General features: G+C 42.8%; 19 protein-coding genes. 18 read left to right on the forward strand and 1 reads right to left on the reverse strand.

Features of this window, described 5'->3' with window-relative positions:
* The first annotated feature begins 2 nt into the window (after nucleotides 1–2).
* The 8 genes from nikC to J7E52_RS07935 all read left to right on the forward strand — a co-directional run bounded on the left by nikC (nucleotide 3) and on the right by J7E52_RS07935 (nucleotide 6,664).
* A complete protein-coding gene (gene nikC / locus J7E52_RS07900) occupies nucleotides 3–785 on the forward strand; it encodes a nickel transporter permease (RefSeq protein ID WP_286197565.1) in 783 nt (260 codons plus the stop codon).
* Nucleotides 782–1,579: an ABC transporter ATP-binding protein gene (locus J7E52_RS07905; protein ID WP_214744724.1), complete on the forward strand. Its 798-nt coding sequence runs from the start codon at nucleotides 782–784 to the stop codon at nucleotides 1,577–1,579. Before nikC ends, J7E52_RS07905 begins: the two co-directional genes overlap by 4 nt.
* Nucleotides 1,576–2,340: an ABC transporter ATP-binding protein gene (locus tag J7E52_RS07910; RefSeq protein ID WP_214744726.1), complete on the forward strand. Its 765-nt coding sequence runs from the start codon at nucleotides 1,576–1,578 to the stop codon at nucleotides 2,338–2,340. Before J7E52_RS07905 ends, J7E52_RS07910 begins: the two co-directional genes overlap by 4 nt.
* Nucleotides 2,341–2,417: 77 nt before the next feature.
* On the forward strand, nucleotides 2,418–3,755 hold the full coding sequence (locus J7E52_RS07915; RefSeq protein WP_214744729.1) for an MATE family efflux transporter: 1,338 nt from the start codon (nucleotides 2,418–2,420) through the stop codon (nucleotides 3,753–3,755).
* Entirely contained in the window at nucleotides 3,733–4,551 is an 819-nt protein-coding gene (locus J7E52_RS07920) for a nicotianamine synthase family protein (protein WP_286197557.1), read from the forward strand. Before J7E52_RS07915 ends, J7E52_RS07920 begins: the two co-directional genes overlap by 23 nt.
* 137 nt (nucleotides 4,552–4,688) lie before the next feature.
* Nucleotides 4,689–5,093, forward strand: a complete 405-nt coding sequence (locus J7E52_RS07925; protein WP_214744731.1) for a DoxX family protein — start codon at nucleotides 4,689–4,691, stop codon at nucleotides 5,091–5,093.
* A gap of 4 nt (nucleotides 5,094–5,097) precedes the next feature.
* On the forward strand, nucleotides 5,098–5,946 hold the full coding sequence (locus tag J7E52_RS07930; protein ID WP_214744733.1) for a VOC family protein: 849 nt from the start codon (nucleotides 5,098–5,100) through the stop codon (nucleotides 5,944–5,946).
* Nucleotides 5,947–5,977: 31 nt separating this feature from the next.
* Nucleotides 5,978–6,664, forward strand: a complete 687-nt coding sequence (locus J7E52_RS07935) for an FMN-dependent NADH-azoreductase (RefSeq protein WP_214744772.1) — start codon at nucleotides 5,978–5,980, stop codon at nucleotides 6,662–6,664.
* A 632-nt stretch (nucleotides 6,665–7,296) separates the two neighbouring features.
* On the opposite strand, the gene J7E52_RS07940 is transcribed toward J7E52_RS07935, so the two are convergent.
* A complete protein-coding gene (locus J7E52_RS07940) occupies nucleotides 7,297–8,709 on the reverse strand; it encodes a sigma-54 interaction domain-containing protein (protein WP_214744735.1) in 1,413 nt (470 codons plus the stop codon).
* Between the two features lie 384 nt (nucleotides 8,710–9,093).
* On the opposite strand from J7E52_RS07940, the gene pruA reads away from it, so the two are divergent.
* The 10 genes from pruA (at nucleotide 9,094) to J7E52_RS07990 (ending at nucleotide 22,990) form a co-directional block, all read left to right on the forward strand.
* Nucleotides 9,094–10,641 carry an L-glutamate gamma-semialdehyde dehydrogenase gene (gene pruA / locus J7E52_RS07945; RefSeq protein WP_214744737.1) on the forward strand — a complete coding sequence of 516 codons (1,548 nt, stop codon included), beginning with the start codon at nucleotides 9,094–9,096 and terminating at the stop codon, nucleotides 10,639–10,641.
* Between the two features lie 18 nt (nucleotides 10,642–10,659).
* Nucleotides 10,660–11,853, forward strand: a complete 1,194-nt coding sequence (locus tag J7E52_RS07950; protein WP_214744739.1) for an ornithine--oxo-acid transaminase — start codon at nucleotides 10,660–10,662, stop codon at nucleotides 11,851–11,853.
* Nucleotides 11,854–11,884: 31 nt separating this feature from the next.
* Nucleotides 11,885–13,141 (forward strand): Glu/Leu/Phe/Val family dehydrogenase, encoded by a 1,257-nt coding sequence (locus tag J7E52_RS07955; RefSeq protein WP_214744774.1) that lies wholly within the window; start codon nucleotides 11,885–11,887, stop codon nucleotides 13,139–13,141.
* Nucleotides 13,142–13,178: 37 nt separating this feature from the next.
* Entirely contained in the window at nucleotides 13,179–13,433 is a 255-nt protein-coding gene (locus tag J7E52_RS07960) for a biotin/lipoyl attachment domain-containing protein (protein WP_214744741.1), read from the forward strand.
* A gap of 251 nt (nucleotides 13,434–13,684) precedes the next feature.
* Nucleotides 13,685–15,058: a sigma-54 interaction domain-containing protein gene (locus tag J7E52_RS07965; protein WP_214744743.1), complete on the forward strand. Its 1,374-nt coding sequence runs from the start codon at nucleotides 13,685–13,687 to the stop codon at nucleotides 15,056–15,058.
* Between the two features lie 243 nt (nucleotides 15,059–15,301).
* The gene (gene brnQ, locus J7E52_RS07970; RefSeq protein WP_214744745.1) at nucleotides 15,302–16,633 is read left to right on the forward strand and encodes a branched-chain amino acid transport system II carrier protein; all 1,332 of its coding nucleotides are present in this window, start codon (nucleotides 15,302–15,304) and stop codon (nucleotides 16,631–16,633) included.
* Nucleotides 16,634–16,727: 94 nt separating this feature from the next.
* Nucleotides 16,728–18,353: an amidohydrolase gene (locus J7E52_RS07975; RefSeq protein WP_286197558.1), complete on the forward strand. Its 1,626-nt coding sequence runs from the start codon at nucleotides 16,728–16,730 to the stop codon at nucleotides 18,351–18,353.
* Between the two features lie 283 nt (nucleotides 18,354–18,636).
* Entirely contained in the window at nucleotides 18,637–19,812 is a 1,176-nt protein-coding gene (locus tag J7E52_RS07980) for a M20 family metallopeptidase (protein ID WP_214744747.1), read from the forward strand.
* Nucleotides 19,813–19,906: 94 nt separating this feature from the next.
* Entirely contained in the window at nucleotides 19,907–21,361 is a 1,455-nt protein-coding gene (locus J7E52_RS07985) for a YfcC family protein (RefSeq protein ID WP_214744749.1), read from the forward strand.
* A 948-nt stretch (nucleotides 21,362–22,309) separates the two neighbouring features.
* Nucleotides 22,310–22,990 carry a DUF975 family protein gene (locus J7E52_RS07990; RefSeq protein ID WP_214744751.1) on the forward strand — a complete coding sequence of 227 codons (681 nt, stop codon included), beginning with the start codon at nucleotides 22,310–22,312 and terminating at the stop codon, nucleotides 22,988–22,990.
* Nucleotides 22,991–23,255 lie beyond the last annotated feature (265 nt).

A 23,255-nucleotide genomic window follows, 5' to 3' on the forward strand; every position in this document is an offset into this window, starting at 1 on the left:
TTATGGTGATGGCTACAGTCCTTGCCGTTACGGCCTACACCTTTCTTATTCTGAAACATGACCCGACACTGGTCAATCTGGGAGAAAGGCTATGGCCGGCAAGCATGGAGCATCCGTTAGGGACGGATCATCTAGGGCGTGATGTATTGACACGGCTTCTGCTTGGCGCACAGCTGACGGTTGGCTATGGTCTTTTATCCCTGTTTGCCGCGGTTATCATCGGCGTCCCGTTCGGGGTGATTGCCGGTTTTAAAGGAGGGGTGATCGATCGGATCTTCATGCGCGTTGCAGACGCGTTTCTAGCCTTCCCTGATACGATCGTTGCCATTGTGCTTAGTGGCTTATTAGGACCAGGAATCGAAAATCTCCTGTTGGCGATCGTTATAGTGAAATGGGTGAATTATGCCCGGCTTGTGCGAAGTACGGTGATCACCGAACGTCAGAAGGATTATGTCACAGCTGCTAAAATCAATGGATTAAGTTCATTTGGAATTATGCGGAAGCATCTATTTCCGCACCTGATCGGGAACGTGCTTGTATTGGCTAGCCTCGATTTAGGAAAAATCATTTTGCTCATATCTTCATTATCATATATCGGGCTCGGGGCGCAGCCGCCGGCACCAGAGTGGGGAGCCATGCTGAATGATGCCCGTCCATACTTTCAATCCAATATGTTGCTGATGATTTACCCAGGGCTCGCCATCGTATTTGTCGTCCTTCTATCCAACATACTCGGTGACTATTTACGCGATGCATTCGATGTGAAAAAGGAGGTGGAATCATGAGCATTTTATCCGTGAGGCAGCTGCATATCATGGGAAAGCAAAATCATATCGTCAAGGATCTTTCATTAGATGTGCAGAAAGGTGAGTGGTTCGCACTTGTCGGACAAAGTGGGAGCGGCAAAAGCATGACGGCCATGGCAATATGTCAGCTGCTTGCCCCCAATCTCCAAGCGAAGGGGGAAATATGGTACGGGGAAAAGAATTTATTAACGCTATCTTCCTCTGAAATCAGGAAGATTCGCGGAAAGCGCCTGGCTTATATTTTTCAAGATTACCAGGGTTCATTCACACCGTTCCTTACCATCGGTCAGCATTTCGACGAATATCAGCGAACACATTTGAACCTTTCCAAAAAGGCAAGGAGGCAGCAAGCGGTCAAGGCACTTATATCGGTGGGCTTGAATGAAGATATCTATGGCAGATACCCTTTTCAATTAAGCGGCGGTCAGCTTCAACGCGTATCCATTTCGATAGCCCTGCTGCTTGAACCGGATATATTGATAGCGGATGAACCGACCACAGCCTTGGACAGTGTATCTTCCTTTAAGGTCTTACAGCTGTTATCAAGGCTCCAAAAAGAAACCGGATGTGCAGTCTTGTTCATTACCCACGATTTACGTCATGTCAGGAAGTATGCGGATCGCATTGCGGTCATGAAAGACGGGGCCATCATTGAGACCGGTGATAAAAATCAGGTATTGAATCATCCACAACATGCTTATACAAATAAACTGATTCAATCATCGCCATCATTGAGCAGAATTCCATTTAAGCTTGAAGGAGTGTCAGGATGAGTTTATTAGACGTACGAAATGTCCATAAAAGCTATGATAACGGAGTGGAAGTACTTAGGGACGTGAATTTCACCATCGAAAGGAAGGAATGCCTCGGATTAGTGGGAGAGAGCGGCTGCGGAAAAAGCACACTGGCAAGATGCATCCTTCAGATTGAATCTTTTGACCAAGGCAGCATCCTATTTGAAGGAACCGCGCTGCAAAACAAAAGCGAACGCAGTTTAAAACCGTATCGCAAGAACATCCAGGCCGTTTTGCAAAATCCTGCATCGGCTTTGAATCCAAAACTAAGGATAAAAGATTCACTAATGGATCCATATCTTCAATTTGGAAGCGAGGTCAATCTGAAACATTTTACGTATACAAGTGAAGCGAACTTTATCGGACAGCTCCTGGAAACCGTGGAGCTTCCAAAGAGTTTTGCTGAACGTTACCCGCATGAGCTAAGCGGAGGACAAAAGCAGCGGGTGACCATTGCACGCGCGATCAGCATTGAACCGGCCCTCATTATATTGGATGAACCGGCTTCAAGCCTGGACGTGCTGTCACAAGCTGCGGTGCTGAAATTGTTAGGCGGGCTGCGGGAGACTTTGGACATTTCTTACCTTTTTATTTCTCATGATCTGTCGGCAGTACAGGAGATGAGCCAACGGATCATGGTGATGAAAGGGGGTGTTATTGTAGATTCTTTCGAAAACGAACAGCTTTTTTGCAGCGAACGCCATTCATACACAAAAGAACTGATTTCGATGTTTGAATAATGAGATTGTGTTTATTTGAGTTTTAAATCGTAATCATTGCGATTAAATTAGTGTTTGCAACTTAAGGAGGAAGTAAGGTGAACCATCGATCATATTTGGCCTTGGCCATTCCTCTGACCATATCGACGATAACGACGCCATTGATAGGTGCGGTGGACACCGCTGTTGTGGGTCAGTTACCAAACCCTGCTTATTTGGGTGGCGTAGCTATAGGTACGGTTATTTTCAATACCTTGTATTGGCTGTTTGGGTTTTTGCGGGTAAGCACTTCGGGATTTGCTGCACAAGCACTTGGGGCAAACGACGGGAAGCAAGGCATCTTAGCCTTTTTAAGGCCGTTTATACTGGCGATTGTTGCAGGGGTAGGTTTCATCCTGCTTCAGGGACCAATTGAACATGTTTCCTTATCACTGATGAATCCCGATGCTGACGTCCGAATGTATGCGGCTGAATACTTCAGCATTCGAATATGGGGAATCCCATTCACCTTGATGAATTACGTCATATTGGGGTGGCTGATGGGGATGTCCAAGATCAAGGTTTCGCTAGTTTTACAGGTGTTCATGAACCTGATGAACATTGCCTTGGATTTGCTATTTGTTCATGGATTTGAATGGGGTGTGCCAGGGGTGGCGATAGCGACCCTCCTTTCAGAAGTGACGGCCTTTTTCATTGGACTGATCGTTATTGTGAAAGCGTCGCCGCATCGAATGGAAATGCCTCCTTTGAAAGAAATGTTCGATCCGTCATCCATTAAGAAAATGATGTCGGTGAATCGGGATTTATTCATCAGGACGCTTTGCCTGTTGGCCGTTTTTAATATCTTCACGGCAAAGGGTGCCGCATATGGAACGGAGATTTTGGCGGCGAATGCCGTACTCATCCAGATTCACTATATGATGGCTTACTTCTTTGACGGGTTCGCAAATGCTTCAAGTATACTTGTTGGAAAAGCGATTGGTGCAGGAGATAAGCACTTATATAAGAAGACCCTGCTCCTGTCGTTGCAGTGGGGTGTTCTGTCCTCCCTGGTAATTGCTGTCAGTTATTATTTATGCGGTGATACCATACTATCGCTTTTCACACGGATACCAAGTGTCATTGAGCTGGCAAACATTTATGGAATCTGGCTTATTTTGTTTCCTCTATCGGCCAGTGTAGGCATCGTTTTTTACGGTGTTTTTACTGGGGCGACTGAAGCGGCCCCGATTCGTAACTCGATGATCTATTCCTTGATTGCCTTTGTGATAACTCTTTATATTTTTGTGCCGGCATATCAAAACCATGCATTATGGCTGGCCTTTACTGTATTCAGCCTAGGACGTTCGGTATTTTTGGCATTGTATATACCACGGTTAAGCAGTAAATTATTTCCTAATAGGAGTGTGCGCCTTGAAAACGATCAAATGGTCTAGAAAACAGGAAAAAATCATTCATACATATATGGATACTTATAAAATCTTACTGGAAGAAGATGATTTATCACCAAATAACGAAATCATCAATCGCGTGTTAACCGAACTTGTTTCGATGATTTCGAAACCGTTGGACCAGCATGTGGCAGAAGAAATTCTCAACCATGATGAAATCCAATCGATTCGGGGTACCATGCTTGAAAAGCTGACGATTGCTGAAACATTGATGGAGGATCATTATGCCAAATTATTTGTTGGCAGTGTGAACTCCCTGGATGACTTTCGTTCTTTCATTTATTGGGATAACTATAAAGAACTGATTACAACGGAAATCAATGAATTGAAAAAGGTGAAAAATGATATTCAATCATTTGCATTTGTAGGGACGGGTCCTCTGCCATTAAGTCCCTTGCTGCTTCAACGGGAGTTGGGTGCAAAGATGACATGTCTCGATATAGATGAACAAGCCCATTTCCTTGGCAGGCGCATCGTCGAAGAACTGGATAACGAAGGGAATTCAGAGTATATCTTGAATGATGGCGCCCTTCATGACTACACGGAGTTTGATCTTGTATGGATTGCCAGCCTGGTTCCTAATAAAGAAGAAATAATGGAACGGATATACCGGACGAACCCTGACGCAACCGTCGCAATACGGTCGGTGGACGGCATTCATCAATTATTATATGAGCCCGTTGATGCGACAAAGTTCAGTAAAGTGGCATGTGAGGAAGTCGGGAGAACGATTGCGGATTCTTTCATCATCAATTCAACCATATATTACACATTTAAATAGTGACACTATGGAACGAGTTGCTTCGGCAATTCGTTTTTTTAGGTAAAAAAAGAAATTCCAATAAACTTACTTGACATTATAAACTTATGAAAATATAATTACTTACATAAAGTAACCGACAAAAGGAGAATTCATACATGAATAAAAATGATGCAGGCCAAGTTTTTTTAAGGGTGATTTTAGGTCTTACTTTTTTCATTCACGGCGTTTCAAAGTTTCAAGGGGGCATCGGAAATACGGCGGGATTTTTCAATAGCCTTGGCATTCCTGGGTTCATGGCTTACATCGTTGCAGGAATCGAATTGATCGGAGGACTTGCGGTTATACTGGGTTTGGGAACACGAATCGTTTCCGTCCTATTTGCGGTCATTATGGCGGGGGCGATTTTCACCGCTAAATTACCTGCCGGTTTTCTTGGAAACGGGCAAGCGGCGGGCTACGAACTGGACTTGGCACTGCTGGCCATGTCTGTCTATCTAGCGTGTGCAAACCGCACGGTTCTTTCTTTGGATAACGTGATTTTCAATAAAAAAGGGAAGTGACAATATGGATAAAAATTTTCATCAAAAACCAATTACCTTTGTTGGCGAAGTCAGTATAAATGTTTTGGATTTGAATAAGGCTATTCTGTTTTATCAAGAAATTATCGGTCTTCAAGTACTGAAGAAAGCGGACCGGCAAGCTGTTTTAACGACAGACGGAAAAACCCCATTGCTGACACTTGAGCAGCCTGCTGATGTGATTCCGAAAGAAGGGCGGACGACGGGCTTATATCACTTTGCCCTTTTGCTGCCAAGCCGTGCTGACTTATCGATTTTTTTGCGTCATTTACTTCAAACGAAATATCCATTTGGAGCGGCTGATCATGAGGTGAGTGAAGCGCTGTACATTACCGATCCGGATGGCAATGGCATAGAAGTTTACTCTGACCGGCCATCCACTGATTGGAAATGGGCCGAGGGGGAAGTCGCAATGGGCACGGATCCGTTGGATGGGAATGACCTTCTGGAAGAAAGCGATGATGAGTGGAGAAAACTGCCTGCAGGTACCTTAATGGGGCATATACATCTGCATGTAGCGGATTTACGTAAAACGGAGGAGTTTTACATGCTAGGACTTGGGTTTTCCGTCGTGAATCGATATGGAGGAGCGCTCTTTACTTCAACCGGCGGATATCATCATCACATCGGGTTGAACACTTGGAATGGCGTTGGCGCCCCTGCTCCTAAGGAAAATAGTGTAGGGCTAAACTGGTATACGCTCGTTTATGCAGATGAAGAAGCGAGAAACAAAGTAGCGGAACAACTGAAGGAAATCGGGGCTATCGTCACGGAAAAAGAAGGGTTTTTCGCTGTAACAGATCCATCAGGCAATGAGATTCATTTAGTGGTCTAAATTATTAAAGCAGAAAGCAATGGTGAGGATAATGGGATTCTTAAGTAGATTATTTGGAAATAAAGAAACCGCGGCAGGGGAGAATGGAAAAATGACAAAAGTATTATTCGTAAAAGTGAACGATCGTCCGGCAGAACAGGCAATCAGCTCGAAAATGTATGACACCTTCTTAAAAGCATATAAAGAGACACACCGTACAGATGAAGTGACAGAGCTGGATTTATTTAAAGAAGAACTTCCCTACTATGGAAATACGGCGATTACCGGTTTGTATAAACGTAACCAAGGTCTTGAACTGACAGCCGAAGAGGAAAAGGCGGCAGAACTGGTTGACCAATATTTAAATCAATTCCTGGAGATGGATAAAGTGGTATTCGCTTTCCCTCTATGGAACTCAACGGTTCCTGCGCCGCTTATCACATATCTTTCCTATTTGGCACAAGCCGGTAAAATGTTCAATTATACGGCTGAAGGTCCTGTCGGCTATGCTGGTGATAAAAAAGTCATGCTATTGAATGCCCGCGGTTCTGATTACGCATTGGAAGGAATGGCTTCCGCTGAAATGGCCGTTAATTTAGTGAAAAATATCATTGGCCTGTGGGGGATCAACAATCCGGAGGTCGTGGTCATTGAAGGACATAATCAATATCCGGATCGGACTCAAAAAATCATCGCGGATGGTTTGGAAAACGTTGCAAAAGCGGCTGAAGCATTCTGATTGCGAAGTGAAATGAATAATAGCAGGTAAAGAAGGCCCTCACTATCAATGGGGGCCTTCAGACTGTAGACAAACGGAGAAAAGAGAGTTTGCCTCGACATACGGCGCTAAATTCGACCGTTCACAAATTTATTCGGCCTAAACGGCACTAAATTCGACCGTTCATGCATTTATTCGGCCTAAACGGCACTAAATTCGACCGTTCATGCATTTATTCGACCTACATGGTACTAAATTCGACCGTTCACGCATTTAATCGACCTACATGGCACTAAATTCGACCGTTCATGCATTTATTCGACCTACACGGCGCTAAATTCGACCGTTCACAAATTTATTCGGCCTAAACGGCACTAAATTCGACCGTTCATGCATTTATTCGGCCTAAACGGCGCTAAATTCGACCGTTCATGCATTTATTCGACCTACATGGTACTAAATTCGACCGTTCATGCATTTATTCGACCTACATGGTACTAAATTCGACCGTTCACGAATTTTTTCAACCCACACCTCACTATTCTGAATCCGGGGCATTTATTTTAAGGTACACGCATTAAACCCACTCCCCTTTTGTAGACAAACTGAAGGCCCTCCATATAATGGGGGGCCTTCTTTGTGCAGGAAGGATGTTATTTGACCTGATACTTTTTCAAGCGGTATTGAAGGCTTTGGCGGCTGATATTAAGGGCCTTGGCTGCTTGGGAGATATTCATGTCATGCTCTTTTAATATCTTTTCCAAATATTGCTTTTCGGTATTGGCAATATAATCATCAAGAGATAAGGTAGACTCCTGTAAATCTCCATTTTCATCATTCTCTTTTCTATCGGAATGAATGTCTTCCAAATGGGCTTTCTTTCTAAATAGAGTCGGAAGGTGGGTGATGGCTATCTTTGTATCGCCAGGTTCCATTAAATTCATGGCCCCCTCAATGATATGTTCAAGTTCCCTTACGTTCCCGGGCCAGTCGTAATCATAAAAAAGCGAGTAGACCTCTTCGCTGACTCCTTCTATATTCAATTCGAACAGCGCATTGAATTTTCCGATGAAGGATTGCGCCAGCAAAGGAATATCCTCTTTCCGTTCACGAAGGGGCGGGATGAATAACGAAACGACACTTAATCGGTAGTATAAATCCTTTCGTAAATGGTCATTTGATATGGCATCTATCGGATCTTCATTTATCGTTGCAATGACGCGAACGTCAATTTTTTTATCTTTTGTATCCCCAACACGGCGAATCGTCCTTTCTTGAAGGGCACGTAATAATTTCGCTTGCAAATTCGGATTTAATGAGTTGATTTCATCAAGCAGGATGGTACCGCCCTGTGCCTGTTCGAATAATCCAGGCCTTTCAATCGATCCGGTGAAGGCTCCTTTCTTTGTGCCGAAGAGTATTCCTTCAATTAAACTATCCGGCAGGGCAGCACAGTTTTGGCTGATGAAAGGATGTGTCGAACGGCTGCTGCCATTATGGATACTTTGGGCGAAGAGTTCTTTTCCGGTTCCCGTTTCCCCGACGATGAGGATGGAGGATGTCGTTCTGGTCGAGCGCTTGCTCTTTTCTATGACTTCCAAGAAATTTTCACTCGTTCCGATGATGCTGTCAAACGTATATTTGGTATCACCTTTATTTAAGATATTATCCTTAATGATTCTTTCCAGATTCGTTATATCCTTTGCCACTTCAATTGCTCCGATGATATTTTGCTTTTGATCCAAAATCGGAAACGTATTATTGATTGTAGTAATTTCCTGTCCAAGATTATTGAAGTAGGTTTGCTTCGAGTTTTCGGTTGTCTTTCCCGAATGAAGTGCCCTTATTAATGTACTCTCCGTTTCTTCCTTGAATTTAAAGATTTCGTGAATCTTCTTCCCTAATACCTCGTCTGAATCCATTCCTTCTATTTCTGCCATTTTTTTGTTATATACAATGGTCCGCCCTTTTATATCGATAATATGTATCCCGATATCGATTACATCCACTAGCGAATAGAGAATGGTTTGGAAACCATCTATTTTAATGATTTGATCTAAATACATGAATGCCTCCCGTTTTTTATTCTTTTCTTAGAGCTATTGTAGAGGAATTGAATAAAAGGCGCAAATAAAATTTGCACAGCAAGATTATTTTGCATCGAAGTGCAAAAATATTTTGCGGAAAAAGAGAAAAAACGCTGTTTTTTATGTTTTTTATAGTTGGCATGAATCTTGCATTAATAAAAATTGTAAGGTTTAAGCGACAAAAATAGGGATTAGAGCAAAAAATAATGGCATACTATGTTAATTTTGCCCCAAAAGTGCTGAATTTCATTGCATATTTCATGAAATATCATTAATTTTTCAAAAAAACGAAAAGTTGGCACGGAACTTGCTTGTTAAGTAAGGGAGAAGAAAAAAACATAAATTTTAGGGAGATGAGCTATAATGGTCCAAACATATAAACACGAACCATTTACTAATTTTAAAATCGAAGAAAACAATAAAGCTTTTCAAGTGGCATTGAATGATGTAGCTAATGATTTAGGGAAGAAATATCCGCTGATCATTAATGGTGAAAAAGTGTTTACTGATGAAGTCATTACCTCTGTAAACCCAGCAAATAAAGAAGAAGTTATTGGAACCGTATCCAAAGCGAATAAGGATCTTGCTGAGCAAGCGATGCAAGCGGCAGATAAGACATTCCAAACTTGGAGAAAAACGAAAGCGGAAGTGCGTGCAAATATTTTATTCAGGGCAGCAGCCATCGTTCGCAGAAGAAAACACTATTTCTCGGCTCTATTGGTTAAAGAAGCAGGAAAGCCTTGGAATGAAGCGGATGCAGATACAGCGGAAGCGATCGACTTCATGGAATATTATGCACGCCAAATGCTGAAGCTTAAAGACGGCATGCCAGTGGAAAGCCGTCCGATTGAACACAATGCTTTCAATTATATTCCGCTTGGTGTCGGTGTTATCATCTCACCTTGGAACTTCCCGTTTGCAATCATGGCAGGCATGACGACGGCTGCTCTTGTTTCAGGTAATACGGTCTTATTGAAACCGGCTAGTACAACACCGGTCATTGCAGCTAAATTCATCGAAGTGTTGGAAGAAGCAGGCTTGCCTGCAGGAGTTGTGAACTTCATTCCAGGAAGCGGTGCTGAGGTTGGAGATTATTTGGTAGACCATCCTCGTACACGTTTCATCAGCTTTACCGGATCTCGTGATGTTGGAATCCGTATTTATGAGCGTGCGTCAAAAGTGCATGAAGGCCAAATCTGGTTAAAACGTGTCATCGCTGAAATGGGCGGTAAAGATACGATCGTTGTTGATAAAGAGGCTGATCTGGAATTGGCGGCACAATCAATCGTCGCTTCTGCATTCGGTTTCTCCGGTCAAAAATGTTCTGCTTGTTCACGTGCCGTCATTGTGGAGGATGTATATGACCAAGTCTTGAATCGTGCCATTGAATTAACGAAAGAAAAAACAGTCGGGGAACCAACAGATGTAAACAACTTCATGGGTCCGGTTATCGATCAAGCAGCTTACGACAAAGTCATGAGCTACGTTGAAATCGGTAAAGAAGAAGGGAAAATTGTTACAGGGGGAGAAGGGGACAATTCAAAAGGTTTCTTCATCCAGCCAACAATCATTGCCGATGTGGATGAGAATGCACGTGTCATGAAAGAAGAAATTTTCGGACCAGTGGTTGCGTTCTGTAAGGCAAAAGATTTCAATCATGCAATCGAGATTGCCAATAACACGGATTATGGTTTAACGGGTGCGGTCATTTCGAACAATATTGACCATATCGAACAGGCGCGTGAGGATTTCCACGTAGGTAACTTGTACTTCAACCGCGGCTGTACTGGTGCCATTGTAGGATACCAGCCATTTGGCGGATTCAATATGTCAGGTACAGATTCAAAAGCGGGCGGTCCTGATTATTTAGTTCTTCATCTTCAAGGTAAAACAACATCTGAAACGCTATAAATTTTAGGGGGAATTAACATGACAACATTAACGGAAAAATTAATCGAGCAAACAGAACAATATGGTGCAAACAATTATAATCCACTTCCAATCGTCATTTCGAAGGCAGAAGGAGTTTGGGTGGAAGATCCTGAAGGCAACAAATATATGGATATGCTTAGTGCCTATTCAGCAGTGAACCAAGGCCACAGGCATCCGAAAATCATCGACGAATTAAAAAAACAAGCTGATCGCGTAACATTGACGTCCCGTGCATTCCATAGTGATAAATTAGGCCCATGGTATGAAATGGTTTCACGCATTACGCAAAAAGACATGGCGCTGCCTATGAATACGGGTGCTGAAGCCGTTGAAACAGCAATCAAAGCTGTTAGGCGCTGGGGTTATGATGTTAAAGGAATAGCAGAAAACCAAGCTGAAATCATTGCTTGTATCGGGAATTTCCATGGCCGTACGATGGCATCCGTGTCCTTGTCATCGGATGAGGAATACAGAAGGGGCTTTGGACCGATGCTGCCAGGGATCAAGCTTATCCCTTATGGCGATCTTGATGCATTGAAAGAAGCGATTACACCGCAAACGGCTGGATTTTTAATCGAACCGATTCAAGGTGAAGCGGGAATCATCATACCGCCACAAGGATTCTTAAAAGAAGCTTACGATTTATGTAAAGAAAATAATGTCCTATTCGTTTCTGATGAAATTCAGTCAGGACTTGGACGTTCAGGAAAAATGTTCGCCTCTGACTGGGATGGAGTAGTTCCGGATATGTACATTTTAGGTAAGGCACTGGGCGGCGGGGTTTTCCCAATCTCTTGCGTGGCTGCAAACCGTGAAATCCTTGGCGTATTCAATCCTGGTTCCCATGGTTCTACATTCGGCGGCAATCCATTGGCATGTGCTGTTTCCATCGCTTCATTGGAAGTCCTTGAAGAGGAGAAGCTTGCGGAACGTTCATTGGAGCTTGGACAATACTTTATGGATAGTTTAAAAGAAATCAAGAATCCAATGATTAAAGATATCCGTGGCAGAGGCTTATTCATCGGAGTCGAATTAACAGAAGCTGCAAGACCTTATTGTGAGCAGCTTAAAGAAGAAAAACTGCTATGTAAAGAAACACATGATACAGTCATCCGTTTTGCTCCGCCGTTAGTGATTACAAAAGAAGACTTGGATTGGGCAATCGAACGCATTAAAAGAGTTTTATCCTAATATACCTATGAGGTGAATTCCATTGAGTACAATGATCAAAGAAGAAAAAGAAACTGCCAGCTTGCTTGATTCAACACAGGTCGTAATCAAGGAGGCACTGGATAAGCTTGGCTATTCTGAAGAAGTGTTCGAGCTTTTGAAGGAACCTCTTCGGATGCTGACCGTCCGGATTCCAATTAAGATGGATGACAATACGACGAAGATCTTCACTGGATACCGTGCCCAGCACAACGATGCTGTCGGTCCTACGAAAGGCGGAATCCGTTTTCATCCCGAGGTCGATGAGGAAGAAGTCAAGGCACTTTCAATGTGGATGAGTTTGAAGTGCGGAATCGTGAATCTGCCATATGGCGGAGGAAAAGGCGGCATCATCTGTGATCCGCGCCAAATGTCCATCGGTGAATTGGAAAGGCTTAGCCGTGGATACGTTCGGGCAATCAGCCAAATAGTGGGGCCGACTAAAGATATTCCGGCCCCGGATGTTTATACGAATTCACAAATCATGGCATGGATGATGGATGAATACAGTAGAATAAGAGAACACGATTCTCCTGGTTTCATTACAGGTAAGCCACTGGTACTGGGCGGTTCACACGGTAGGGAAAAGGCGACTGCACAAGGTGTCACCATCTGTATCGAGGAAGCGGCAAAGCGTAAGGGCATAGAATTGAAAGGTGCACGCATCATCGTCCAAGGGTTTGGGAACGCAGGAAGCTTTTTGGCCAAGTTCATGCATGATGCAGGTGCGAAAGTGATTGGCATTTCGGACGCATATGGTGCTATCTATAACCCGGATGGTCTGGATATCGATTACTTACTTGATAAAAGGGATAGCTTTGGAACGGTAACGACACTATTCGATAACAAAATCACCAATCAGGAACTTCTGGAACAAGATTGTGATATTTTAGTGCCTGCTGCCATTTCCAATCAAATCACCAAAGAAAATGCACATCTTATCAAAGCCCAAATTGTCGTGGAAGCAGCGAATGGTCCTACCACCTTGGAGGCAACCAAGATCCTGACGGAACGCAATGTGCTTCTCGTACCTGATGTATTGGCAAGTTCAGGCGGTGTGACAGTTTCTTACTTTGAATGGGTTCAAAACAATCAAGGTTATTATTGGGAAGATGCAGAAGTCCAAACAAAATTAAAAGAGTTATTGGTCAATTCATTTAATCAAGTATATGAAATGTCCGAGACAAGAAAAGTAAATATGAGGCTGGCAGCATATATGGTGGGTGTCAGAAAAATGGCAGAAGCCTCGATATTCCGTGGCTGGGTATAAGCTTTAGTCAAATAACGGGGAGTGGAGGAGTGATTCCGTGTTAAAACCGATTCATACCATCGAGTGTGCTCAGGATGGGACCGTCGAACAAGTTTACGTTCAAAAGAATTCCTATGTTTATGAATGGGAGAGGCTCTTTTTAGTGAAAACGGAGGATGGGAAATTGATTGATGTTTCAATAGGTGCCAGTGGTTACATTACTGAAATTAATGTTTCGGCAGGGGATCCTATAAATAGAAAGCTTCCTTTAGCTTTGCTCCAAGACGATTTTGTTATAACTGGCTCTGATTGATTATAGGAAAGAGGGTGTTCCAAAGGCGGAAGCGATTTCGGCTTTGGGATGCTCTTTTTTTGTTGTGATCATTAATGGTGATGACAAAACCAGGTAAAAGTTTGAAAAGAAAAAACGCCCCGTTTCATGGTAAAATATCAGAATGATTGGACAATGCACGAAGCAGTTCCAAACCAAGAAGCTATAAAGTGAAGGGACCGGTCTGCGGGGATTGTCAGGGTTTGAATATGTAAAGTTGCGAGGAGGCTGGAATGGTGAATGTGAATGTGGATATATTCAGGCGATTATCCGATTTTGATAATGTTTTGGTCGTAGATGATAAAGGGATGATCATTTTTTATGATATGGCAGATTTAAATGTCCTTAAAGAGCTTGGGATAAGGCCCGAAGAATTCATGGGGAAGAGTGTCGCTTCCTTTTATAAAAACATCACGAACGAAAATAGTACGTTGATGAATGTATTAAGGACGGGGAAACCGTTATGTAATATTAAACAAGAGATGATCACCAAAACGGGAGAGGTCATCGAAACGATCAATTCCACATTTCCGATAGCCGAAAACGGTAAAATCATTGGGGCCGTAGAATTCTCTAAGCGTTTCTTTTCCAAGGATGCCATCCAACATTTGGACAAATATTCGAGCCATAAAATCTTCAGGAGAAATAATACCGTTTATACGGTCGATGATATTATCACGGTTAACCCTAAAATGGAAAGCATTAAAGAGAAACTGGGAAGAATTGCGTTAACGACCTCAAATGTTTTGATCGTTGGGGAAACGGGCACAGGGAAGGAACTTATTGCCCAGGCAATCCATAATTTAAGCGATCGATTTGGAAAGCCCTTCATTTCACTTAACTGCAGTGCGGTTCCTGCTAGTTTATGGGAAAGTACTTTGTTTGGCACGAATAAAGGGAGTTTCACCGGGTCGGAAGACATGCCGGGTCTATTCGAACAGGCGGAAGGCGGCACATTATTTCTGGATGAAATCAATTCCCTGGACATTAACCTACAGGTGAAGCTTCTGAAGGCGATTGAAGAGAAAACGATCAGGAGACTGGGCGGCAAGAAAAATATCCGCTTGGACATCAGGGTAATTTCAGCAACGAATGAGGTACCGGATATTTTACTGGCGGAGAAACGGTTGCGGGAGGATTTATTCTATAGAATTGGTGTCGTGCAAATCGACTTGCCAAGCTTGATGGAAAGAAAAGAGGATATAGAAGTCCTTGTTAATCATTATCTGAATTTTTACAACAATACGATGAATATATATATAGACGGTGTTCAGGATCAGGTGCTCCAATGCTTCAAAAGATATCCATGGCCAGGGAATATCAGGGAATTGAAAAATGCGGTCGAGACGGCTTACAATCATGTCCAGGCCAGTAGAATCACCCTTGATGATATTCCTGGTAGAATCAGAGATTATACGGCTGCTCCAATGGCTAATATCAACAGTCTTAATGTGGATTCCTTAAAAGATGCGGTTCAGCAATATGAAAAAGAGATCATTGTGCGTCAATTGAAAAATACGAATGGAAAAATTGCGGAATCTGCCAGACAGCTTGGTATCTCCAAACAATTATTGAAATATAAAATGGAAAAACATAAATTGCGGTAAAAATTTTTTTACGCTAGAGTGAAAAATTTCACCACTTCTTAATAGATTTGGATAATCAAAGGGTCACGATTCTATACGCTAAATAGAATCGTGACCCTTTTTTTGCCTTGTGTGTAGCGTCATATGCAAGTAATGTTAAAAATAATTAAAATATTGTTAAGATTGGCACGGCATTTGCTTATATAAGTGATAGGCGTATTAAAAGCTGGTTTCATTGAGTGATAAAAAAATAGAGGTGAATGGATGAATACAAACAAGATAGTACGTGACAGCCTTATTTTTGGTTTTGCTTTATTTGCCGTATTTTTTGGGGCTGGCAACCTGATTTTCCCTCCGTCGATCGGACTTGCATCAGGGGCGGATTGGCTAGTGGCGCTAGTGGGCTTCATTCTTACGGGGATCGTACTCCCGATACTGGGAGTTGTGGCGGTCCTGAATTCAAAAGGGAAATTTGAAGAACTGACAAGGCCGATCAGCCCTTGGTTTTATAAGGTGTTCAATCTGGTCGTCATGATAGGGATTGCGATGCTCGTCACTGTACCCCGGACGGCCGCTACCACCCATGAGATGGGGGTTCATACATTATTCCCGAATGTACCATCTTTCGTGACGATGCTCGTTTTCTTTGGATTGAATTTTTATTTTGCCAGCGACCGATCCAATCTCATTGATAAAGTCGGACAAGTGCTAACGCCTGCTCTGTTCGCCATTCTTCTTTTCATCGTCATCAAAGGCACATTAGATCCATTGGGGGTGCCTGTAAATACGGAAATTCAAAATCCGTTTGGCCATTCCTTTTTTAGTGCTTATCAGACGGGGGACGTGTTCACGGGCCTTCTTTGTGCCTCGGTTTTCATTGGCTCGATTGCTGCTAAAGGATATGCGGAACCTTCCAAAATGAAGAAAGTGGTCATGAATGGAACCATTGTGGCTGGTTTGGGATTGCTCATCATATACGGAGGGCTTTTGTACATCGGTGCTACAGGAAGCGGGTTATTTCCTTATGACATGGAGAGTGCGCAGCTGGTGACGGGCCTGGTTTATAATCTGCTTGGGGATTATGGCAACATTGCATTGGCTATAGCGGTTTCATTAGCGTGCCTTACCACCTCAATTGGAATAACCGCTTCGATAGCAGACTTCCTTAGCGGGTTGACGAAACAAAAAGTGAGCTACCGCAATTGGGTTATCGTCGTTTGTGCCACGGGAGTGTTGATGGGGCTAATGGGTGTCGAAAAAATCATCGACTACTCCGTACCGTTATTCATGGGAATTTACCCTGTTTCGATTGTGGTTGTCTTACTTGGCGTTTTCCGCAGATATATACCAAACGCGGGAGCCTATAAGGGGTCGGTACTGGCCACTTTCATCATCAGTTTATGCGAATCTTTGGAAATCATCGGTATCCATATGGGATTCATGAATGATTTCATTTCCATCATTCCATTCAGTTCATATGGGTTTGCATGGCTCATTCCAGCCGTACTGGGATTCGTCGTGGGAACGTTCATTCACGGAAAACAGGCTCAGGAAATTCCTTCAAGCCCGATGAATGGAGAAAACCGTTTATCTTAAATGTTGTGAATCGGCATAAGGTTTAAATATGGAAGGATGAAGTGAAGTTTGCACTTCATCATATTGGATTTTACTTATTAAGGAGAGGGAAAGTATGAATGAAAATAAACGAAATATGAATTTTATTTATATGAATGGGAAAATATTTACAGCTAATCCAAAACAGCCTTATGCGAGTGCCATGGTTGTTCGTAATGGGCGCATCGAGTGGGTTGGAGAACAGTCAGAGACAGATGGAATGAATGGGGAACGGATAGATCTTCAAGGACGGCGGGTGCTTCCCGGACTAATTGATGCACATCTGCATCCGCTGTTTTTGGCTAAGGCAGCCAAGCAAATTCCATGTATGCCACCTGTCGTTGAATCGATTGAGGATTTGATCAAAGCCGTTCGTGAACAATGTGAATCCCAAAATTCAGGGGATTGGATTGAAAGCTGGGGATATGATGAAGGGAAATTGACGGAGGGACGGTCCCCTTCACGCTACGATTTGGATAGGGCGACGACGGACGTCCCTGTTGTCATAACCCGGACCTGCGGCCATATTATTGTCGTGAACAGCAAGGCATTGGAAATGGCGGGGATCACGAAGGACACACCAAATCCAGCGGGGGGAGAGATTGACAGGGATTCAGAAGGGGAGCCGACCGGAATATTACGGGAAAATGCAAAAGAACTGGTCAATAAAGTGATGCCGATTCAAACATTCGAAGAAGAAACAGATACTCTCGCCGAACTGAGTCCCAAATTATTATCACATGGGATTACGGCAATCACTGAACTCATGGCAAGGACCCAGCCGATCGATTACTTGGATATGTATAGGGCAGCAAGCGAAAAGGGCCTGAAGCAACGTACAATTTTATACTATATTTGGGAAGATATAAAGAATGATATGATCCTGGATAAGGGTAAAACAAACAGAGAAAGCCAGAATCATATAGGTGGGGTTAAGTTATTCTCGGATGGCAGCGTGTCGGGTCAAACGGCGTGGGTCGATCCGCCGTTTTTAGGAGAAGAAAAGAACCATGGCATACAGATGACATCAGAGGCAGAGTTGTTAAGTGCAGCTGAGGCAGCCAGGAAAAACAATATTCAATTGGTCATACATGCCATGGGGGAGCAAGCGATCGATATGATCGTGAATACCTTTTACGGAAAAACGGGATGGATCACGGATGGTCCATCGATAAGGATTGAACATGCAGCCATGCCTACAAAGCAAGCACTTCAGCGTGCAGCTGAAACGGGTATCGCTTTTGTTCCCCAACCAATCTTCTTATATGCCGAAATCGAAAGCTACCTTAAAAATCTAGGAGCAGAACGTTTGAAACAAACCTACCCCATCCAATCCATGTTGGAAGCAGGCATTAAACTGGCATTCTCTTCCGATGCACCTGCAACGGCATGGGTCGATCCGGTCAATCCGTTCGTTGGAATCAAGGCAGCGGTTACTCGAATTGCCTATGACGGTACGGACACCGGTCAGGATCAGCGTGTGGATGTGCCTACCGCGATTACACTTTACACACGGGCCGCTCAGGAGATAACGAGAATCCCGGATGTCGGGCAGCTCACTCCGGGCTATCGGGCAGACTTCATTGTGCTTGACCAAGATATTTTGGAGATCAGACCGGAGGAAATCGATAGGATTACAGTGGAAGAAACTTATATGGGCGGTTCTTTGGTTTATCAAAAAGAAACGGCGATAAATAAATAGAAGATAAAGGGACGAAAAGGGCTGATTTCCTTTTCGTCCCTTTCGATTTCTTGGTGCGGATGTTCAATAATAGTAAAAAAAATTTTACGCTAGAGGGTAAAAATTTTTACACTTCCATGCGAGGAAGCCTTGGAAGCGATGTTGCCGTTTGAGAGTATAAGGCGCAAACCTTATTTTTCAAGGAGCGGGAAGCGTAATTTGCAGAAAATTAATAATTGGCACACAACTTGCTGGTTTACTAGATAGATAGATCTTATAGTTCATATTTGAGGAGGAAATGGTCATGCAAAGTTCGAAGTTATATCCGGAAATAAAAGGTGTAAGAGAAGATGTGATTGCTTGGCGGCGTCATCTTCACCAGCATCCGGAATTATCTTATCAAGAAGAGAAGACATCGCAATTCGTATACGAAACCTTGTTGTCATTTGGAAACCTGGAAGTTACACGTCCGACAAAATACAGTGTGATGGCCCGCTTGATTGGCTCTCAACCGGGGAAAACATTGGGCATCCGTGCAGATATGGATGCGCTGCCGATTGAGGAGGAAAATTCTTTCGATTTTAAATCCCGCACACCAGGAGTCATGCATGCTTGCGGTCATGATGGTCATACGGCGATGCTTCTTGGCACGGCGAAAATCCTTTCCGGAATGAAAGATAGCCTGAAAGGTGAAGTCCGCTTCTTTTTTCAGCATGCCGAAGAGTATTTTCCTGGGGGAGCGCAGGAAATGGTCGATGCAGGCGTTATGGAAGGTGTGGATATCGTGATTGGTGCCCATCTCATGTCCACCTTTGAAGTAGGGAAAGTTGGCATCGTGTATGGACCGATGATGGCTGCGCCGGATGGTTTCTTTCTAACCATTAAAGGAAAGGGAGGCCATGGTTCCGCACCTCATGAAACGATTGACAGCATCGCGATCGGTGCCCAGGTCGTTACGAATCTTCAATATATCGTGTCCCGCAATACAAATCCGCTGGACAACTTGGTTCTCTCCATAGGAAAGTTCGTTGGGGGGGAAGCTGCCAATGTTATTGCAAACTCCGTAGAGATTAGCGGGACGGTTCGAAGTTTTGATTTGAAATTCCGTGAATCCACGCCAGTTCTTATGGAAAGGGTCATCAAAGGAATTACAGAAGCACATGGCGCCTCGTATGAGTTTAAATATCTAACCGGATATCGACCAGTCATAAACGACAATGAAGTAACCAAGGTTATAGAGGAAACAGTACGTGAGGTCTGTGGGGAAGAGGCTGTTGATCTTCAAGGGCCGAAAATGGGTGCTGAGGATTTTTCGGCTTTCCAACAGAAAGCACCGAGCAATTACTTCTTAATTGGAGCTGGAAATAAAGAAAAGGGGATTATTTATCCTCACCATCATCCTCGTTTTACTTTTGATGAAGATGCCATGGAATATGGTGTAAACATTTTCATAAATGCTGTATGTAAGATTTTAGTATAGAATACCTTGGGTAAAATTAGCTACTACTTGTAACGTTCAAAATTGAATGTATATCAATGAAATTAAATACTAGAATGGGGAAAAGGGGCAAGAGATGGGGATACGTAACGAAGATGTCACATTAAATGAAATCAACGGAGGAGACAAGCCTAAAGCAGGTAAGAAGTGGCTGAAGCTACCACATGTTTATGTTATTTTAGTTACCATGCTTTTGATTTGTTATGTTGCAACATTGTTGGTGCCTAAAGGTCAATTTGAAAGAGTGGAAGGACCGAAAGGAGCGCCAATTTTGGTGCCGGGGACGTTTAAGTTTGTGGATGCTCCCAATTTGACTCCTTTCGATTTAATGTTTTCGATACCTACTGGGATGGTTCAGGCAGGTGAAATCATCTTTGGTGGTTTAATGATTGGGGCACTGTTCAGTGTTATTGAACGCACAGGACTTCTAACCTTGGGCATTCAAAGAATTAATCATGCATTTCAAAACAGAAGTATATGGGCCATCCCCGCATTGATGGTTCCCATGGCTGCTTTTACGGCATTTACAGGGGCCATGGAGATGGGGCTTATGTATGCACCAATCATGATCCCGTTAATGTTGAATTTAGGCTATGATCGTTTCACAGCCACTGCGATGGTGCTTGTTAGTACGGCTGCTGGATTTAGTGTTGCACTTACTTCCCCAGCCACAGTGGGACTTTCCCAGACATTAATGGAGCTGCCATTATACTCTGGAATTGGTTTTCGGGCGATTTTTATGGTGATTACCGTATTAATTGGGATTTGGTATGTTTGGTGTTATGCGCGTAAGATTGAGAGAAACGCCTCGCTCGGATACTTATATGGAGATGGTTTGGATGCTCAATATATTAATAGTGATGAGCAAATAGAAGAAAAAGCTTCAAAAAGGCAGATCTTTGCCATTCTCTTTTTGCTCGCTGGCATTGGTGTGATGATTTATGGTTTGCTGAACTGGGGATGGTATTTCACTCAAATTGGTGGTTGGTATGCATTTATGGGGATTGTTCTCGGCTTAATTTATGGTCTCAATCCAAGTACTATTGCTGAAGTGTTTAATGAAGGATTTAAAAAAGTGCTTTTAGGTGTTTTGATTATTGGACTATCAAGAGCCATTTCAGTCATTCTTGAGAATGGGAATATTTTGGATACGATTGTAAATGGTATTAGCGTAGTGGTGAGTTCCATGCCAAGCCAGATAGCTGCACTAGTGATGATGGTCTTTCAATCTTTATTTAACTTTTTCGTTGGATCTGGAAGTGGACAAGCCATGATTACCATGCCTATTATGAGCGGGTTGTCCGATTTACTTGGAGTCACAAGGCAAACAGCGATTTTGGCATTTCAATATGGTGACGGCTTTACAAACATTCTTTACCCTAGCGGTTTGTTTATGGCAATATTAGCTATTGCTCAAGTGCCTTATACAAAATGGGTCCGCTTTATAGCTCCACTCCTGCTGATTTGGTATGGAGTAGCAGCAGTTTCCCTAATTATCGCCCAATCTATAGGGTGGGGAGCTAATTTATGATTAAAGGTTTTAGATGAATGAAATATGAATGGAATTTATGGTAAATTCTTAAAATTTAATAGTATTGTACTTCAAAAGGGGGAATTCCCCTTTTTGCTTTTTGATATGTCTATCGGGATAATTTTATTAGGAAAGTTGCGATTGACGAGGAGACTATGGAGGGTTTGTATGACAAAGACCATTTATACGAATGGAATGATTATACACTAGATGTAAACCAACCTAAGGTTGAAACAGTAGTAGTTGAATCAGAAGGATTTTAGGCTTATGCATAACGAGAGGGAAATTAGCAGATATGATGATCTATTCGAATGACTTTTTTTTAATGGAAAATCCGGACGATCTATTGCGAACGAAAGTTGAAAAGACAATTATTGATGGTGAAGTAAACGCATTATAAGGGATTAAGATCATTGGAGATAATTGAATAAATAACAAAATATAGGACATTGAATCATGGGTAATGATCAGTGGAATCCTTGCATTGTAAATAAAATACCTTTGCTGGATATACTTTTTTAATTGTACATTTTACGAAGGTATTTTTTATTTGAAGGAATCCAACTTATCATGGCGCGTGTTTATATGAGGAGTTCACATGAAGTAAGTAATGCTTCTTTTGAACATCTTAAGGCCTGCTGAGTAGAGGATTTCGTTGGCTTAAGTAATAGAGTGCATATTGTCTTATTCCCTTTCATAAACTGTTATGGAACAAACAAGCCAGTGGAAGAGAGGAGTTGATCATGGTTGCTCGAAACCGGTTCAACCGCTTGACTCTATCCGTGTGTGCTTTCTAGGAATTTAAGCCCACGACTAAGCTAGTATGTTAAAGTACAAATTGAGATTTAGACATCAAATAAATAGTGGTTTTTCTGAATCTATCCATAATTACAATGAAAAGGAAACATTCAGAATTCCGCCGTTTAAAAGAGGGGAGTTAATCAGAGTATGAGAATCTCAGAATTAAAGAGGAAAGCCCTTCAGTCGTTGGGAGGTAAATGGGGAGTAACTGTTTCGCTTATGTTGCTGTTATTCTTGATCAACCTCATTTTTCCTTTAGTTGTCGAAGTGATCGGAAGCGGTGGGTTTTCAGAATGGCTCATGCAGGAAGAAACACCGTTATGGTCTGATATCTTCAGCATGGTCTTTTCCATTGCCTTAATCCCGCTTACCATTTCAACCACTTGGTTCTACCTGAATTTAGTTAGGGATGGAAATCCTGGCATTCCAGAAGTGTTCGCTATCTATAAAGATGGAAAAACCTCGTTCAAGCTTATTGGGGCATCCATCTTACAAGCTATTTTCATTTTTTTATGGTCATTATTATTAATCATTCCGGGTATCATCAAAGCCATCGCCTATTCGCAGCTATTTTTCTTATTGAAGGATCATCCTGAATACACGGTGCTTGAAGCCATTACAGAGAGCAAAAAAAGAATGAAGGGCTTGAAATGGAAGTATTTCCTTATGCACCTAAGCTTCATCGGGTGGGGCATCCTTTGCATGTTCACGCTGGGAATTGGTTTACTATGGTTGATTCCTTATGCAGGAACAACAACGGCTGCATTCTATGAAGAATTGATTGTGCCTCAAGAAGATATTGACGATGATCAACAAATAGAGGGATAAAAGATTAACCGATAGCATATGGCTATCGGTTTAAATTTATAGACAAAAGTGGTTTTACCTAAAATTTCAAAACATAGTTGATTGGAACGGAAGGTGCGAGACTCCTGCGGGAAAAGCGCGTCGAGGGGAGACCCCGCAGGCGCAAGGCCGAGGAGGCTCCCGGACCGCCCGCGGAAAGCGAGTGCCTGGAGTGGAAATCGACGTTCGAGGTTTTATAAACCCTCATAAAAACTGAAACAAACTTTATTTTCATCGATTTTGTCTA

Source organism: Bacillus sp. ISL-34, from assembly GCF_018613325.1.
GTDB lineage: Bacteria > Bacillota > Bacilli > Bacillales > DSM-1321 > Peribacillus.